Raw genomic sequence first — 15,866 nt, 5'->3', positions numbered from 1 at the left:
CTTTTCGACCCGCGGCCCAGCGCGTCAGGCGGTGTTGCGGGCCTGGGGGGCGGAGCGCCAGACCTCGGCCAGGTCGGCCAGGGGGATACCGAGGACCTCGCTGAGCTGGACGATCGTGCCGAAGCCGGGCGTGGGGAGGCGGCCCGTCTCGATCTTGCGGAGGGTTTCGGGGGAGATGCCCGCGGCCAGGGCCACCTCGGCGGGGCGGCGGGTTCCCCGGGCCGCGCGGAGGGCGAGGCCGAGGCGACGGCCTGCGTCGATCTGTTCGGGGGCGAGCGGAAGCCGGACCATGCCGCCAACCGTAAGGCCGCGTCCCTCCGGAGACAACCGGATGGTATAAAAATACCGTTCACGCCATCCGGGAAACGAGGACCACCAGTGATCGAACTCAAGTCGCCCGACCAGATCGAACGCATGGGCGTGACCGGCCGGTTCGTCGGCGAGGTGCTCACGGAGCTCGGCGAACTCGCCGAGGTGGGCGTCGACCTGATGGACCTGGAGCACCACGCCCGGCGCCGGATCAAGGAACGCGGCGCGCGATCCTGCTACTGGGACTACTCCCCCTCGTTCGGGCGCGGTCCCTTCCGCAACGTGGTGTGCCTGTCGGTCAACGACGCCGTCCTGCACGGACTGCCGCACCGCTACAAGCTGCGCGACGGCGACCTGCTGACCATGGACATGGCGCTGACCATCGACGGCTGGTCCGCCGACTCCGCGCGCTCCGTCATCGTCGGCACGCCGTCCGAAGCCGACCTGCGGCTGATCCGCGCCACCGAGGAGGCCCTCGAGGCCGCCATCGCCGCCGCCGTCCCGGACAACCGCCTGGGAGACGTCTCCGCCGCCATCGGCTCGGTCGCCGCCGCCTACGGCTACCCGGTCAACCTGGAGTTCGGCGGCCACGGCATCGGCCGCACCATGCACGAGGACCCGCACGTGCCCAACGCCGGCCGGCCCGCCCGCGGCTACAAGCTCCGCCCCGGCCTGACCCTCGCGATCGAACCCTGGTTCGCCGCCACCACCGACAAGATCATCTACGACTCCGACGGCTGGACGATCCGTTCCGCCGACGGCTCCCGCACCGCCCACTCCGAACACACCGTCGCCGTCACCGAGAACGGCCCCCTCGTCCTCACCCGCCGATGACCACAGGACGTCCATCGAGCGAAGGCTTCGAAGCGGTTCAGCAGTCGTTGAGCCAATCGCCGGAAATCAGATCACGGACGCGGCCGAGAGCCTCCTCGGTACGGGCTCTCGCCATCAGGGTCATGCCGTGGTCCTCGCGGAGGAGCGAGTCGGGACCAGCGAACCAGCGAGTTCCAGGCGGTTCCTCATTGGCCGGATACTCCGGGAACGACAGAAGCGTGTAGTGCTCCGGCGACCACCTGCCCCCGCTCCCGCCCGATGAACACCCGACAAAGGCAGTGCGGAGAATGTCGGGTGATATGGACCGGTGTCGTCGCACGATGGGGACATGGATGACACGACCTTGGTATCCCGCTTCCTCCGCGACGGCTTCGTGAAGTTGGAGGGCGCAGTCGCGCCGCGCGTGGCCGCGGACTGCGTGCGGCTTCTGTGGCGAGAGACCGGCTGCGACCCGGACGATCCGGCGACGTGGACACAGCCCGTGCACTGGGTGGGCGGCCTGGCGCAGGGGCCGTTCGCCGCCGCGCCCAATTCCCCGTCCCTGCATCGCGCGTACGACCTGCTCGTCGGCGCGGGACGCTGGGAGCCCCGCTACTCGTTGGGCACGTTCCCGCTGCGCTTCCCGCACGAGGAGGAGCCGGACGACGCGGGCTGGCACATCGAGGGGAGCTATCTTCCGGAGGGCGAGAGCTGGTACTTCACGAATCTGCGCTCTCGGGGCCGGGCACTGCTGATGCTGTTCCTGTTCAGCGAGGTCGGTGAGGAGGACGCCCCGACTCGGATCCGGGTCGGCTCGCACCTCGACGTGCCGAAGGTGCTGGAGAAGTACGGGGAGGAGGGGGCGAGCGGGCTGGCCCTTGCGCCCGATCTGGTGACGGCGTCCGACCACCGGCCGCTCGCCCTCGCCACCGGGTCCCCGGGCGACGTCTTCCTGTGCCATCCGTTCCTGGTGCACGCGGCGCAACCGCACCATGGGGTGCGGCCGCGCTTCATGGCCCAGCCGCCGCTGATGCCGGCCGCGCCGTACGAACTGGAGCGGGCCGACGGCGCGTACTCACCCGTGGAGATCGCGATCCGTCGGGGCCTGGGACAGGACACCCCCGGTCCGGACGGGGACGGCACCGACTGCAGCACCGGGTAGGCATGCTTCATCCGTTTCCGGAACCGGGCGGAGAACCGGTGTCCGGCGGCGGCCCGCCCGACAGCGCCGCGCAGGCCGGCACCTGGGCGGTCTTCACCGCCGCCGGGCCGGCGCCGCAGACCGTCCAGGAGTTGTGGCGGGACGTGTTCACCGAGTGGTTCCCGTCGAACCCGTACCGCAGCCGCACCGGACCTGAGATCCTGCGCACCCGCCTGTCGCCGGACAAGACCGAGGCCGACGCCGAACTGTGGCTCCCGGTGGAGCCCGAGCACGGCTGAACAAAGCGGCAAGCCCCCGAGCCGACCGGGGCACCCGGTCACATCGAGCGATCTTGAGCAAGCCGGGCCTTCTCGCGCCGGAGGCAGAGCCGTCCCGGCCCTTGGCCCACCGACGTCCAGCTCGTCCAGGCTCTGACGTCGTGGGCCTTCGACCGGGACCGGCCGGGCGAGATCCCCGAGCCGCACGCCCGAGTGATCTCCTGGGCGGCCGGGCGGTCCCGGCCCCCGCGGTCCTGGGACTCGGCACGGCTCAGGGCCGTCCCGTCCCATCTGGTGCGGCGGCTGAGATCGAATCCACGAATAGTCCACAGGCGACCGTCAGAGCCCGGTGATCGCCGGGAACGGCCGTGATCCCAAAGCGAAGAGCCCCTGCCTGGTCTCCCAGGTCAGGGGCTCTTTCGCGAGTGTGGCGGCTGGTGGGTTCGAACCACCGTAGGCTGAGCCGGCAGATTTACAGTCTGCTCCCTTTGGCCACTCGGGCAAACCGCCGTGTGTCGCTTGCGACGTCAGAAATACTAGCGGACGTCGGGAGTGGTCGTCACATGGGTTAGGTGCCGGGGCGGCGGGCGGGGCTGGAAGACTGGGAGGCGGGCGGGACCGGAGAGGGTCCGTCCGGAGTGGTCATCTCTATGCGTGAGGACATCTGAAACCGTGGCATCCGAGAGTTCGTTCGACATCGTCTCGAAGCTTGATCGGCAGGAGACGGACAACGCGCTGAACCAGGCGGCCAAGGAAGTGGCCAACCGGTTCGACTTCCGCAACGTGGACGCCGGCATCAAGTGGTCGGGGGAGTCCATCGAGATCCAGGCCAACAGCGAGGAGCGGGCGCTGGCGATCCTCGACGTCTTCAAGGAGAAGCTGATCAAGCGCGGGCTCTCGTTGAAGATCCTGGACGCCGGGGAGCCCAAGGCGTCCGGGCGGATCTACAAGCTGGGGGTGAACCTCAAGGAGGGGATCTCGCAGGAGGACGCCAAGAAGATCAACAAGATCATCCGCGAGGAGGGGCCCAAGGGCGTCAAGTCGCAGATCCAGGGCGAGGAGCTGCGGGTCAGCTCCAAGAAGCGGGACGACCTGCAGGAGATCATCGCGCTGCTGAAGGGCAAGGACCTCGACGTCGCCCTGCAGTTCGTGAACTACCGGTAGAGACGCACAGGACCCGCCCGGGAGAGGGCGGGTCCTGGAAATCGCGGTAAAGGATCAGCCGCGGATCCCGGCCATCCGCTCCAGGCGGGCTATGCGTTCCGGCATGGGCGGGTGGGTGGAGAACAGCTTGCTGAGGCCGCCGCCGCTGAACGGGTGGGCGATCATCAGCGCGCTGGTCGACTCGATCTGCGGATCGGCGGGCAGCGGCAGGGCCCGGACCCCGCCGGAGATCTTGCGCAGGGCGCTCGCGAGGGCCAGCGGGTCGCCGCTGAGGCGGGCGCCGGACTCGTCGGCCTGGTACTCGCGGGTCCGGCTGATCGCCATCTGGATGATCCCTGCCGCGACGGGCCCCAGGACGACCATCAGCAGGGCGCCGAACATCCCCGGGCCCTCCCGGTCGTCGGAGCGGCCCGGCAGGAACATGCCCAGGTACGTCAGGTACGTGACGACCGTGGCGAGGGCCGCCGCGACGGACGCGATGAGGATGTCGCGGTTGTAGACGTGCGACAGCTCGTGTCCGATGACGGCGCGCAGTTCCCGCCGGTCGAGCATCTGCAGGATTCCCCGGGTCACGCAGACCGCCGCGTTGCGCGGGTTGCGGCCGGTCGCGAAAGCGTTCGGCTGCGGCGTCTCCGAGACGTACAGGCGCGGCATCGGCTGCCGGGCGGCCGTCGCCAGCTCGCGGACGATCGCGTACAGGCCTGGCGCCTCGACCTCGCTGATCGGGTGCGCCCGCATCGAGCGCAGCGCGATCCTGTCGCTGAAGAAGTAGGCGACCCCGTTGCTTCCCAGGGCGATCACCAGAGCGATCATCAGCCCGCCCCGCCCGCCGAGCCCCCACCCGACGAGCAGCATCACCGCGGAAAGCGCGGCGATCAGAACAGCAGTCTTCACGCCGTTCATAGCTCAGAACCTCCCCTTGGCTCTACGTCCGGCACAACGTGCGGATCAGGGGAAACGTTCCGTCATGGGGTTTTCAGCCGGTGGGGAATACCGCCTGGAGCAGCAGTTGCGGCACGACGGAGAGCACCACGGCGCCCACTCCGGTGACGCCCAGCGCCAGCCGGTAGGGCAGCCCGGCCGGCAGCATCGGTCCCGTCCCGGGCGCGAACAGCCGCACCGCCCACACCAGGTAGTAGTAGAGGCCGATGACGACGTTGACGGCCATGACGGCGGCCAGCCACAGCACCGGCCCGGTCACCACCGCCTTGAAGACCAGGACCTTGGCGACGAGCCCCATCACGCCCGGCGGCAGACCCGCTAGACAGACCAGGAAAAACGCCAACGAAAACCCAGAAAGCGGGTTACGTCGCGCCAGTCCCCTGTAGTCCGCCAGCAGGTTCTCCTCGGACGAGGCCGCGAACCGGTGGACGACCGCGAAGGCCCCCAGGTTCATCACCGCGTAGAACGCCAGGTACCCGGCGGTCGCCGCGATGCCCTGCGCGATGTCCCCGGCCCCCACGGCCAGCGGCGCCAGCATGTAACCCGACTGCGCCACGGACGACCAGGCCAGCAGCCGCACGGCCTGCGTCTGGCGCAGCGCCATCACGTTGCCGACGGTCATCGTCACCGCCGCCAGGACCGCCAGCAGCGGCCCCCAGACGTGGTCCTGCGCCGGGAACGCCAGCGCGACGACCAGCGCGATCCCGGCGAACCCGCCGGCCTTGGAGACGACCGACAGGAACGCCGCCACCGGAACCGGCGCCCCCTGGTACACGTCCGGCGCCCAGAAGTGGAACGGCACCGCCGCGACCTTGAACGCGAACCCGGCGACGACCATGACGATCCCCGCCGTCAGCACCGCCTCCAGCGGCCCCTCGACGGAGGCCGCGGAGATCCGGTCGAAGTGCATCGCCCCGGTCGTCCCGTAGACGAGGCTGACGCCGAACAGCAGCACCGCCGCCGAGACCACCGAGACGAGGAACAGCTTCACCGCCGCCTCGGTGGCCCGCCCGTCGTAGCGCTTCAGCGCGACCAGCGCGAACACCGGGAGTGAGAGCGTCTCCAACGACACGAACAAGAGCACCAGGTCGCGCGCCGCGACGAGCGTCATCGCGCCGGTGACCGCGCACAGCAGCAGGAAGTAGTACTCCCCCGCCGGGATGTCCGCCGCCTCCAGGTCCGCGAGCGACATCAGGACGACCACGACGGCCGCCGCCAGGACGATGCCCTGGAAGAGCAGTGTGAACTGGTCGACGACGTAAGAGCACGACGCGGGCCCGTCTCCGCGCAGCGTCTCCGGCACGCAGAACGTCCGCCGGGCCTCTCCCGGGATCAGCGTGAAGACGGCGACGAGCCCCGCGGACAGCGCCAGGGCCGTCAGCCAACCCAGCCACTTCGCGCCCAGTTCGAACGCCCCGGCCAGCAGCAGCCCGACCGCCGCGAGCGCGACGACCAGCACCGGCGCCACCGCCGCGTAGTCGATCTCCTGGATCACGTTCAAGACCCCGCTCCGATCAGTGCGCGTACCGGGCCGTCGGTGAGGGCCAGCAGCACCTTGGGCCACAGTCCCACCAGCACCACCAGGATGATCAGCGGCACCCACGACGCCCATTCCACGGGGTGCACGTCGGCGACGGCGGCGCCCGTCCCGGACCGCCCGTGGGTGATCTTGCCGAGCAGCCGCAGGAAGTAGGCGGCCGTCAGCACCGCGCCGACCGCGGCCACGGCCATGTACGTCACGAAGGTCTCGCGGGGCAGCCCGGCGCCGGGCTGGTAGGCCCCGACCAGCGCGAGCATCTCGCCCCAGAACCCGGCCAGCCCCGGCAGCCCGAGCGACGCGACGGCCGCGAAGGCGAGCACCCCCGCCAGGTGCGGGGCCTTGGCCAGCATCCCTCCGCCGATCCCGGCCAGGTCACCCGTCCCGTACCGCTCCTTGATCGACCCGGCGAGGAAGAACAGCAGCCCGGTGATGAGCCCGTGCGCGATGTTCCCGAACAGCGCCGCGTTGATCCCGGTGGCGGTCAGCGTCGCGATGCCCAGCAGCACGAAGCCCATGTGCCCGATGGACGAGTAGGCGATGAGCCGTTTCAGGTCGGTCTGCGCCAGGCAGGCCAGCGACCCGTAGACGATCCCGACGACGGCCAGGCAGCCCAGCCAGGGCGCCCAGAACTCCGCCCCCTCGGGCAGGGCGGGCACGGCGATGCGCACCAGCCCGTAGGTGCCCATCTTCAGCAGCACCCCGGCCAGCAGGACGGACCCGACGGTGGGCGCCTCGGTGTGCGCGTCGGGCAGCCACGTGTGCAGCGGCCACATCGGCGCCTTCACCGCCAGCCCGAGCCCGATGAACGCGAACGCCGCGATCTGGACGCCGCGCGCGATGTCGAAGCCCTGCCGCTCCGACAGCGCGACCATGTCGAACGTCCCCGCGCTGACGCCCAGCAGCATCAGCCCGGCCAGCAGGACGGCGGACCCCAGCAGCGTGTAGAGGATGAACTTGTAGGCCGCGTGGCGCCGCTTCTCCCCGCCCCAGATGGCGATGACCGCGTACATCGGGATCAGCACGATCTCGAAGAAGACGAAGAACAGCACCAGGTCCAGCGCGAGGAACGTCCCGATCATGCCGACTTCGAGGACGAACAGCAGCGCCGTCAGCAGCTTCGCGTCCGGCGTCTCGCGGCGTCCCAGGTACAGGAAGCACAGGAACGTCAGCAGCGTCGTGAGGACGATCAGCGGCAGCGAGATCCCGTCGACGCCGAGGTGGAAGCGCACCCCGATGGCCGGGATCCACGCGACGTTCATCGACTGCTGCATCCGCTCGGGTTCGGCGTAGTCGAACGCCGCGACCTGCACGAGCGCCATCGCCAGGATGAACCCGGACGCGACCCGCCCGAACCCGACGGGGTCGAGCCTGGCGCCGGCCGGCACCAGGTAGGGCAGGACGGCTGCGACCAGCGGCAGCCAGAGAAGGTGGATGAGAGTGCTCACGTGAGGGCCACCACCGCGAGGACGAGGAGCACGGCACCGGCCAGCAGGCCGGTCAGGTAGGTCTGCGGGTTGCCCGTCTGCGGGAGCCTGGCGAGCGCCCCCAGCCCGCGTGCCGCCGGGACGGTCGCCTCGACGGCCCCGTCGACGACGCGCGTGTCGGTTCCGCGCACCACGCGGCCCGCCCATTTCACGGGGCGGACGATGGCGCGGTCGTAGAGGCCGTCCATGTAGAAGGCGTTCTCCAGCAGGGGTCGGACCCTTCCCATCCGGTCGGACGGGTCGGAGGCCGGGGCGTCGCGCCAGGCCAGGAACATCCCGGCGGCGCCCGCGGCGGTGAACAGCAGCGCCATGGCGGCTGCCCCGAAGTGCGGCCGCAGCTCCTCGGCGGCCAGCCCGAAGAACCCGATGACGGCGCTCGCCCCCGCCAGCACGATGATCGGCCACCGCATGGCGGCGGGCGCCTCGTGCGCCTCCCGCTCCGGGCCGAAGAACGTCATCAGCCAGGCCCGCAGCGCGTACGCCGCCGTCAGCGCGGTCGTGAGGAGCAGCGAAAGGTAGACGGTCCAGGCGACCCATCCGGGAATGCCCTGGTCGCCGGCCGGCAGGACGTCGAGCGCTCCGCCGTTGAACGCGACGCTCTGGGCGTGTTCGATGACGGCGTCCTTGGAGAAGAATCCAGCGACCGGCGGCAGCCCGGCCAGCGCCGCGTACCCGATGGTCGCGCACACGAACGTCACGGGCATGGCCTTGCGCAGCCCGCCCATGTCGGCGAGCAGGTTCGACCCCACGGCGTGGATGACGCACCCGGCCGCGAGGAACAGCAGCGCCTTGAACGCCCCGTGCGTCACGAGGTGGAACATCGCCGCCGGCCTGGATCCGACCGCCAGCCCCGCCGTCATGATGGCGAGCTGGCTGATCGTGGAGTAGGCGAGGACCCGTTTGAGGTCGCGCTGGGCGAGCGCCGCGAGCGCCGCCCCGACCATGGACACCGCCGCGAGGACGCCCAGCACGGCCAGCGCGACGGGCGCCGCGAGGAACACCCCGTACAGCCGCGCCACGAGGTAGACGCCCGCCGCGACCATCGTCGCGGCGTGGATGAGCGCGCTGATCGGGGTGGGGCCCGCCATCGCGTCCGGCAGCCAGGTGTGCAGCGGGAACTGGGCGCTCTTGCCCGCGACCCCGCACAGCACCAGGAGCGCGGCCACGACGACCGTCGTGTGCGGCATCCCGCCGACCTCGTCCAGGACCGTCGCGATGTCGAAGCTGCCCGCGCCGAGCCCCAGCACGATGATGCCGAGCAGCAGCCCGGCGTCGCCGACGCGAGTGACCAGGAACGCCTTCGTCGCGGCCCGCGAGTTGGCCTTGTCCTCCCAATGGTGGCCGACGAGGAAGTACGAGCAGATGCCCATGATCTCCCAGCCGACGTACAGCACCATGAGGTCGCGGGCGAAGACCACCAGCAGCATCGCGGAAGTGAACAGGGACACGAACGCCGCATACGACGAGTAGCGCGGCTCGTCCCGCATGTAGGCGACCGAGTAGACCTGGACGGCGAGCGCGACGACCCCGACGAGGACGCCCAGCAGCGCCGCGAGCCCGTCGACGCTCAGGCCGACGAGGATCGGCGGGCCCCCGGTCTGCACCTCGACCAGCGTCCCCGTCCTGGTTCCGGGAGTACGCCACACCGTCAGCGCGATGACCAGGGTGAGGACCGTCGTCAGCGCGGTCGGCAGCACCGCGAACAGCACCGGCCCGAGCGCGCCGCGCGAGCCTCCGCCCCGCAGCCCGGCGGGCGCCGGGCGCCCCTCCTCGGGCACCGGCTCCCCGGGCACCCCGGGGACGGCCTCCACGTGCTCCTCGACGCCCCGCGCCTCGGTCGGCGGGGCGGTCGGCGCGTCCTCCGCCGTGCGCAGCCCCCCGGCCACCAGGACGCGGGTGAGCCAGGGACCGAGCAGCAGGCCGCAGAGCGCGCCGAGGAAGGGCAGGACGACCGCCTGCGCGGCGAGGACCGTCACCGTGCCTCCTGCTTCGTCTCGCGCAGGGTGTCCTGGCGGTCCACGTCGATGTTCTGCCGGTTGCGGTAGAGCAGCAGCACGATCGCCAGGCCCAGCCCCACCTCGGCGGCGGCGACGACGATCGTGAAGAGGGTGAGCACCTGGCCGCCGTGCAGCGCGTCGCGCAGCCACACGTCGAACGCGACGAGGTTGAGGTTGACGGCGTTGAGCATGAGCTCGACGGACATCAGCACGAGGATCGCGTTGCGCCGCGCCAGGACCCCGTACACGCCGACGGAGAACAGCAGCGCCGAGAACACCACCGGATAGGCGACCGACATCAGCGTCCCTTCCCGTTCGGCCTGGAGGACGACCCGGGGGACGACCCCCGGACCCCCGGACCGGACCGACCGATCCTCGCTCCGCCGCGGTCGTTCGGTCCGCGGCCCTTGGAAAGGACGATCGCGCCGACGAGCGCGGCGAGCAGGAGGACGGACAGGACCTCGAACGGCAGCACCCACTCCCGGAAGATCGCCTCGCCGAGCGCGTCGGCCGACCCTCCTCCGGGCTTCAGGTCGATCCGGGCGTCCTTGAAGCCCCGGACTAGCAGCGTCACCAGCACCGCGGCCGTCCCGAGGGCGACCGCCAGGGCGGGCAGCCTGTTCCCGGAGTCCAGGCCCTCGCTGGGCCCGATCGGCGCCCGCGTCAGCATGATGCCGAACAGCAGGAGCACGACGATCGCGCCGACGTAGATGAGCACCTGCACCCAGGCGACGAACTCGGCGGTCAGCACCAGGTACATCCCGGCCAGCGCCCCGAACGACACCACCAGCCAGAGCGCCGCGTGGACGAGCTGCTTCGTGGTGACGACCAGCACGCCGGATCCGACGGCGACGACCCCGAGCGCGGTGAACACGATCTCCGGCGTCGTCAACGCAGCTCCTTGGGGGGGTCGGCGTTGGGCTCGTGGGCCTGCGGCGGGGGCACCGTCCACATCCACTCGCGCAGCCGGTCCTTCTCGTGGGTCAGTTCGGCGATGTCGTAGGCGGCGTACTCGAACTCCGGCGACCAGAACAGCGCGTCGAACGGGCAGACCTCGACGCAGATCCCGCAGTACATGCACAGCGAGTAGTCGATCGCGAACCGGTCGAGGACGTTGCGGGAGCGGGCGCGCGCCGATCCCTCGGCGGGGAGCGTCTCCTTGTGGGAGTCGATGTAGATGCACCAGTCGGGGCACTCCCTGGCGCACAGCATGCAGACGGTGCAGTTCTCCTCGAACAGCGCGATCACGCCGCGGGAGCGGGGCGCCAGGTCCGGCGCCACCTCGGGGTACTGGCGGGTCCCCGAGCGCTTCATCATGGTCCGCAGAGTGACGGCCAGTCCCTTGGCCAGGCCCAGTTTCACGGTCCGGTCACCACCTTCACCACACCGGTCAGCGCGAGCTGGAACAGGGAGATCGGCACCAGGTACACCCAGGCCAGGCGCTGGAGCTGGTCCTCGCGCAGCCGGGGGAAGGCGACCCGGAACCAGATCACCACGAACGCCAGCAGGAAGACCTTGATCAGAGTCCACACGAAGCCGGGCAGCAGCGGGCCCTGCCAGCCGCCCAGGAAGAGCACGGTGGTCAGCGAGCAGACCACCAGGATCCCGGCGTACTCCGCGAGCAGGAAGAACGCGAAGCGCAGCCCCCCGTACTCGGTGTACGGGCCGAAGATGATCTCCGAGTCGGCGACCGGCATGTCGAACGGCGGGCGGCGCAGCTCGGCGACCCCCGACAGGAAGAACACCACCAGGGCCGGAGCCTGCCAGGCCAGCCACCACCACTCCCACGCCTCGGCGATGCCGCTGAGGTTCAGCGTCCCCGCGGCCATCGCCGCGGACGCCGCCGCCAGCACCATCGGCAGCTCGTAGGAGACCAGCTGGGCCGCCACCCGCATGCCGCCCAGCAGCGAGTACTTGTTGGCCGACGCCCAGCCCGCCATGATCGAGCCGATCACGCCGATGCCCATCACGGCCAGCGCGAAGAACAGCCCGAGCGACAGGTCGACCGCGACCTGCCCCGGCCCGACCGGGATCACGGCGAGCACCACCAGGTACGGCACGAGCGCCACGCCCGGCGCCAGCAGGAAGATCCGCCGGTCGGCGGCGGCCGGGACGGTGTCCTCCTTCTGCGCGAACTTCACGCCGTCCGCCACCAGCTGCGCCCAGCCGTGGAAGCCTCCGGCGTACATGGGGCCGAGCCGGCCCTGCATGTGCGCCATCACCTTGTGCTCGGCCTGGCCGATGATCAGCGGGAGGGTCAGGAAGGCGACGGTGACCAGCACCAGGGCCACGACGTCACGCATTCGGCCCCCAGCCCGTCGGCACTCCCGGCGGAAGGTTCTTGCGCCGGGACGGCGCCCCGCCGCCCTCGCCCGGCTCCTTGGCCCCCGGCCACGCCTTGGCGACGCGGGCGGCCAGCACGAAGTCCTTGCGCAGCGGGTGCCCCTCGAAACCGTCGGGCAGCAGCAGCGGCTTCAGGTCGGGGTGGCCCTCGAAGAGGACCCCGAACATCTCGAACGTCTCGCGCTCGTGCCAGTTCGCCCCCCGGTAGACCCCGACGGCGGAGGGCAGCACGGGCTCCTCCCGGGGCACCAGGGTCCGCAGCAGGACGTGGTGGCGGCGTTCCAGGGAGTAGACGTGGACGACGATCCGGAACCCGTCGTCCAGCTCGTCCACCCCGGTCAGCCAGTCGAAGAAGTCGCAGCCGAGGTCGTCGCGGGCGAACTCCAGCGCCTCCAGCCACGAGGCCGCGGGGACGTCGACGGACAGCTGCCCGAAGACGTCCTCCGTCCGGACCTCGGAACCGAACCGGTGGATGAACTCGACGGCCGTCTCAGTCGTCGTCATCGGCCATCCCCGGGATGATCGAGTAGTCCACGACCTCGGCGGGGCGCGTTCCGCTCCTCCGGAACCGCTGCGTCCACTCCGTGCCGCTCGTGCTCCGGGCCTCTTCGGGGCCGCCGGCGCTCTCGGGCTTCTCCAGGCTCACGGTCTTCTCCGCGTCCGCGGGTTCCCCGGTGCCGGCGGGCTCCTCGGGCCCGGCGTCCTTCCCGGTGTCCGCGTCCTCGCCGACGTCCGCCGGCCTCTCAATGCTCACGGTCTTCTCGGTGCCCGAAACGTCCGCGGGCCTCTCGACGGCCGCCGTCTCCTCGGCATCCGAAGCGTCCGCGGGCCTCTCGACGCTCACGGTCTTCTCGGCGTCCGGAGCGCCCGACGCCCCGTCGAGCTCCCGCGTCCGCTCCGGGTCCTCGACGACGCCGAGGGCCTGGGTCGGGAGGTCGGCCTCGGCGAGCATCTCGGGGACGGGCTGCAGCGGCCGCTGCAGCACGCTCGCCCGGTGCTCCCAGGGCGGCGGCGAGGCGGGCCCGGAACCGGTGTAGCGCTCGCCGAGCGACTCGCCGGCGATCTTCTCCTGGAGCCGGACGATCCCGTGCAGCAGCGCCTCGGGGCGCGGCGGGCAGCCCGGCACGTACACATCGACGGGGATGATCTGGTCGACGCCCTTGGTGACGCAGTACGAGTCCCAGTAGGGGCCGCCGCAGTTGGCGCACGACCCGAAGGAGATGACGTACTTCGGCTCGGGCATCTGCTCGTAGAGCCGTTTGACGGCCGGCGCCATCTTGTCGGAGACCGTCCCGGACACCACCATCAGGTCGGCCTGCCGGGGTCCGGGCGCGAACGGGATCACGCCGAGCCGCATGAAGTCGTGCCGGGCCATCGATGCGGCGATGAACTCGATGGCGCAGCAGGCGAGCCCGAAGTTGAAGACCCAGAGCGAGTAGCGGCGCCCCCAGTTGAGGACGAACTTGACCGGCTGGGGCGCGAACCTGGACAGGGGGCCCACGGTCGGCTCGGGGAGGTCCACTACACCCATGTGAGCACTCCCTTCTTGTAGGCGTAGAGCAGGCCCGTCGCGAGGAAGCCGAGGAAGACGAACATCTCCCCGAGCGTCACTGCCCCATACCCTTGGGCGCTGAAAATAGTGGCCCACGGGAACAGGAAGATCGCGTCTACGGCGAACACCACGTACAGATACGTGAAGACGTAATAGCGGACATGGGACTGGGCCCAGCCCTCCCCCACCGGATCGATGCCGCACTCGTAGGTGGTGAGCTTCTCCGGAGTGGGCCGGGAGGGCCTCAGCAGCCTGTTGGCGAGGAGCCCGCCGGCGACGATCCCGCCGCCGATGAGGAACAGGACGGCGACGAGGACATAGGAGCCGTAGTAGTCGCGCACGAAGGAAGCGTAAACCGTCGGGGGGAACCGTCGGCGCGCGCCTTCCTTCCGTCTTTAACGCCACCGGAACAAATCGTAGAGTTTTCTGATGATCACGCATATACAGAACCAAGCAGAGTAATGCCCGATTTATCCACACGGCCTTACCCCGCCCTCCCGGCCTGCGGCTGCTCGCGGGCACTGTGGCGATCTTCACGATCGGGGACCGGACGCCGTGTCGTCCGTCACTGCGTCCTTCCGCGGCCGGGCGCGCGGACCGCCCCGGAGACCCCCGGGGAGAACTGGCTGAAGCCGGACACAAGGAGGCGGGAACCAGAAGCATCCGCCCTACATCTATCTTTACGGATCTATGGGACGAACATAAAGTCTCTCCAAGAACACGCGTTATACGGGGTGGTGCGGCAGATGGCGCAGGGACCTGAGCAACCCGGCTGGGAACCCCCCGGCCAGAACTGGGGACCTCCCGGGCAGCAGCCTCCCCAGCCCGACCAGGCGGGACAGCCTCCGGCGCCCGGCCAGGAACCGCAGACGCCGCAGGGCCCCCAGGGTCCGCCGGCCCACCCGGGACCGCAGACGCCCCAGCCCAACTGGAGCCAGCCGCAGCAGGGCGGCTGGACGCCGCCCCCGTTCCAGCCGCCGGGCGGTCCGCCGCCCTTCGGGCAGCCCCCCGGTTTCGGCCAGCCTCCCGGTTTCGGACAGCAGCCCGGTTTCGGGCAGCCCATGCCGCCCGGGGGCCCGCGGCCTCCCAAGAGCGGCAAGGGCCCGCTGATCGCCGTCCTGAGCGCCGCCGTGGCTCTCGTCCTGGTGCTCGCCGTCGTCCTTCTCATCGTCGCCGACGGCAAGGGCGGCGACGAGAAGACGAAGGCGCTCACCCCCCAGCAGAAGTCGGCGCAGGTCGTGACGCAGCTGAACTCCCTGTCGGGACTGCGCTACACCGGGACGTACGACGCCTCGGGCACGTCCGTGCAGGCCGACCTGTCGGTGACGCGGGCGGGCACGGCGTCCGGCACCCTGACGGTCAGCGGCGACGTGGTCGACGCGATGCTCCTAGACGGCGACCTCTACGTGAAGGCGCCGGCCGCCTTCTGGCGCAACCAGCCCGAGGTCGGCGAGGACGCCCTCGACGACTTCGCCGACAAGTGGGCCAAGGCCCCCTCCTCGCTGCGGTCCTTCGACATCCGCAGGCTGCTCGTCCCCGCCGCGCTCGGCCAGGCCCTCCAGCAGGCCAAGCCGCTGGTGCCGCCGTCCGGAGCGCCGACCGCCGAGCCCGTCGCGGGCACCCAGGCGATCGCCTTCGAGGGGATCGACGCCCAGTACTACGTCTCCGACGCCGCCCCGTACCGGCTCGTGAAGATCAAGGCGGGCGGGGCGCAGGTCTTCGACTTCGACGTCGCCGAACTCACCGCGGACTCCGCCGGCACCCTCTACACCGAGCTCAAGGACAAGGTCCGCAACGGGCTGGCCGGAGCGCTCGACCCCGCCGCCAAGATCAAGCCGACCTCCACGGCGAGCAACTCCAATTGCTCCGCCAGCGGCTGCACCGTTCGGCGGAAGATCAGCAACACCGGACCCACCGCCACCGTCACCTACGTCGCCAGGATCTGGCGGGACAAGGGCGGCGGCAGGACGCTGGGCGAGTGCACCAAGACCCAGTCCGTGCGGGCCGGATCCTCCACCCTGGAGTGCCGGGTGACCAGCGGCGGCTGGAAGTCCTGGGTGCGCAACCTCAAGCCGGGCAGCACCAACAACCGGTACTACTTCAACTCCTGGCTGCGGGTCGAGTCGGTGTCCAAGAGCAAGGCCGAGACACTGATCGGCAAACTCGAGGCCGAACAGCAGGGCGCGTAAGTAACCCTCCTTCCTGGTTCGGTACATTGGCCGGGACCGAATCCAGGTCGGCGACGAACCGGGGGTCCCTGCGATACGTCCTGTATCGCAGGGATCTCACGTCGTAGCGGACCG

General features: G+C 70.5%; 17 protein-coding genes and 1 tRNA gene. 5 read left to right on the top strand and 13 right to left on the bottom strand.

Going from position 1 to position 15,866, the window contains the following annotated elements; translation table 11 throughout:
- Nucleotides 1-24 precede the first annotated feature (24 nt).
- Nucleotides 25-291, bottom strand: coding sequence for a helix-turn-helix domain-containing protein (locus ABD327_RS04685; RefSeq protein ID WP_344448882.1), 267 nt, complete (start codon nucleotides 289-291; stop codon nucleotides 25-27).
- A gap of 87 nt (nucleotides 292-378) precedes the next feature.
- Here ABD327_RS04685 and map point away from each other — a divergent pair, with 87 nt between their 5' ends.
- From map to ABD327_RS04670, 3 genes are all read left to right on the top strand, one after another.
- Nucleotides 379-1,143, top strand: a complete 765-nt coding sequence (gene map, locus ABD327_RS04680) for a type I methionyl aminopeptidase (RefSeq protein ID WP_344448880.1) — start codon at nucleotides 379-381, stop codon at nucleotides 1,141-1,143.
- A gap of 328 nt (nucleotides 1,144-1,471) precedes the next feature.
- On the top strand, nucleotides 1,472-2,284 hold the full coding sequence (locus ABD327_RS04675) for a phytanoyl-CoA dioxygenase family protein (protein ID WP_344448878.1): 813 nt from the start codon (nucleotides 1,472-1,474) through the stop codon (nucleotides 2,282-2,284).
- Between the two features lie 38 nt (nucleotides 2,285-2,322).
- On the top strand, nucleotides 2,323-2,562 hold the full coding sequence (locus ABD327_RS04670; RefSeq protein ID WP_344448877.1) for a GyrI-like domain-containing protein: 240 nt from the start codon (nucleotides 2,323-2,325) through the stop codon (nucleotides 2,560-2,562).
- 407 nt (nucleotides 2,563-2,969) lie between these two features.
- Here ABD327_RS04670 and ABD327_RS04665 read toward each other — a convergent pair.
- A tRNA-Tyr gene (locus ABD327_RS04665) sits at nucleotides 2,970-3,051 on the bottom strand.
- A gap of 162 nt (nucleotides 3,052-3,213) precedes the next feature.
- On the opposite strand from ABD327_RS04665, the gene ABD327_RS04660 reads away from it, so the two are divergent.
- On the top strand, nucleotides 3,214-3,705 hold the full coding sequence (locus tag ABD327_RS04660) for a YajQ family cyclic di-GMP-binding protein (protein WP_344448876.1): 492 nt from the start codon (nucleotides 3,214-3,216) through the stop codon (nucleotides 3,703-3,705).
- A gap of 54 nt (nucleotides 3,706-3,759) precedes the next feature.
- Here ABD327_RS04660 and htpX read toward each other — a convergent pair whose 3' ends face one another.
- From htpX to ABD327_RS04605, 11 genes are all read right to left on the bottom strand, one after another.
- A complete protein-coding gene (gene htpX / locus ABD327_RS04655; RefSeq protein WP_344448875.1) occupies nucleotides 3,760-4,608 on the bottom strand; it encodes a zinc metalloprotease HtpX in 849 nt (282 codons plus the stop codon).
- A gap of 73 nt (nucleotides 4,609-4,681) precedes the next feature.
- Nucleotides 4,682-6,142: an NADH-quinone oxidoreductase subunit N gene (locus ABD327_RS04650; protein ID WP_344449080.1), complete on the bottom strand. Its 1,461-nt coding sequence runs from the start codon at nucleotides 6,140-6,142 to the stop codon at nucleotides 4,682-4,684.
- A 2-nt stretch (nucleotides 6,143-6,144) separates the two neighbouring features.
- A complete protein-coding gene (locus ABD327_RS04645; protein ID WP_344448873.1) occupies nucleotides 6,145-7,632 on the bottom strand; it encodes a complex I subunit 4 family protein in 1,488 nt (495 codons plus the stop codon).
- On the bottom strand, nucleotides 7,629-9,647 hold the full coding sequence (locus tag ABD327_RS04640) for an NADH-quinone oxidoreductase subunit 5 family protein (RefSeq protein ID WP_344448872.1): 2,019 nt from the start codon (nucleotides 9,645-9,647) through the stop codon (nucleotides 7,629-7,631). The genes ABD327_RS04645 and ABD327_RS04640 overlap by 4 nt, the downstream gene beginning before the upstream one ends.
- Nucleotides 9,644-9,967, bottom strand: a complete 324-nt coding sequence (nuoK, locus tag ABD327_RS04635) for an NADH-quinone oxidoreductase subunit NuoK (RefSeq protein ID WP_344243778.1) — start codon at nucleotides 9,965-9,967, stop codon at nucleotides 9,644-9,646. Before nuoK ends, ABD327_RS04640 begins: the two co-directional genes overlap by 4 nt.
- Nucleotides 9,967-10,560, bottom strand: coding sequence for an NADH-quinone oxidoreductase subunit J family protein (locus ABD327_RS04630; protein WP_344448871.1), 594 nt, complete (start codon nucleotides 10,558-10,560; stop codon nucleotides 9,967-9,969). The genes nuoK and ABD327_RS04630 overlap by 1 nt, the downstream gene beginning before the upstream one ends.
- Nucleotides 10,557-11,030, bottom strand: a complete 474-nt coding sequence (locus ABD327_RS04625) for a NuoI/complex I 23 kDa subunit family protein (protein ID WP_344448870.1) — start codon at nucleotides 11,028-11,030, stop codon at nucleotides 10,557-10,559. Before ABD327_RS04625 ends, ABD327_RS04630 begins: the two co-directional genes overlap by 4 nt.
- Complete coding sequence (locus ABD327_RS04620; RefSeq protein ID WP_344448869.1) at nucleotides 11,027-11,971, bottom strand: complex I subunit 1/NuoH family protein; 945 nt, start codon at nucleotides 11,969-11,971, stop codon at nucleotides 11,027-11,029. Before ABD327_RS04620 ends, ABD327_RS04625 begins: the two co-directional genes overlap by 4 nt.
- A complete protein-coding gene (locus ABD327_RS04615; protein WP_344448868.1) occupies nucleotides 11,964-12,515 on the bottom strand; it encodes an NADH-quinone oxidoreductase subunit C in 552 nt (183 codons plus the stop codon). Before ABD327_RS04615 ends, ABD327_RS04620 begins: the two co-directional genes overlap by 8 nt.
- Nucleotides 12,502-13,542 (bottom strand): NADH-quinone oxidoreductase subunit NuoB, encoded by a 1,041-nt coding sequence (locus ABD327_RS37425; protein ID WP_425547058.1) that lies wholly within the window; start codon nucleotides 13,540-13,542, stop codon nucleotides 12,502-12,504. The genes ABD327_RS04615 and ABD327_RS37425 overlap by 14 nt, the downstream gene beginning before the upstream one ends.
- Nucleotides 13,533-13,904 carry an NADH-quinone oxidoreductase subunit A gene (locus tag ABD327_RS04605; protein WP_344448867.1) on the bottom strand — a complete coding sequence of 124 codons (372 nt, stop codon included), beginning with the start codon at nucleotides 13,902-13,904 and terminating at the stop codon, nucleotides 13,533-13,535. The genes ABD327_RS37425 and ABD327_RS04605 overlap by 10 nt, the downstream gene beginning before the upstream one ends.
- A gap of 405 nt (nucleotides 13,905-14,309) precedes the next feature.
- On the opposite strand from ABD327_RS04605, the gene ABD327_RS04600 reads away from it, so the two are divergent.
- Nucleotides 14,310-15,752, top strand: a complete 1,443-nt coding sequence (locus ABD327_RS04600) for a LolA-like protein (RefSeq protein ID WP_344448866.1) — start codon at nucleotides 14,310-14,312, stop codon at nucleotides 15,750-15,752.
- Nucleotides 15,753-15,866 lie beyond the last annotated feature (114 nt).

It is taken from the genome of Actinocorallia aurantiaca (assembly GCF_039533685.1).
Taxonomy (GTDB): Bacteria; Actinomycetota; Actinomycetes; order Streptosporangiales; family Streptosporangiaceae; genus Actinocorallia; species Actinocorallia aurantiaca.
This window is presented reverse-complemented; position numbering and strand designations above follow the sequence as displayed.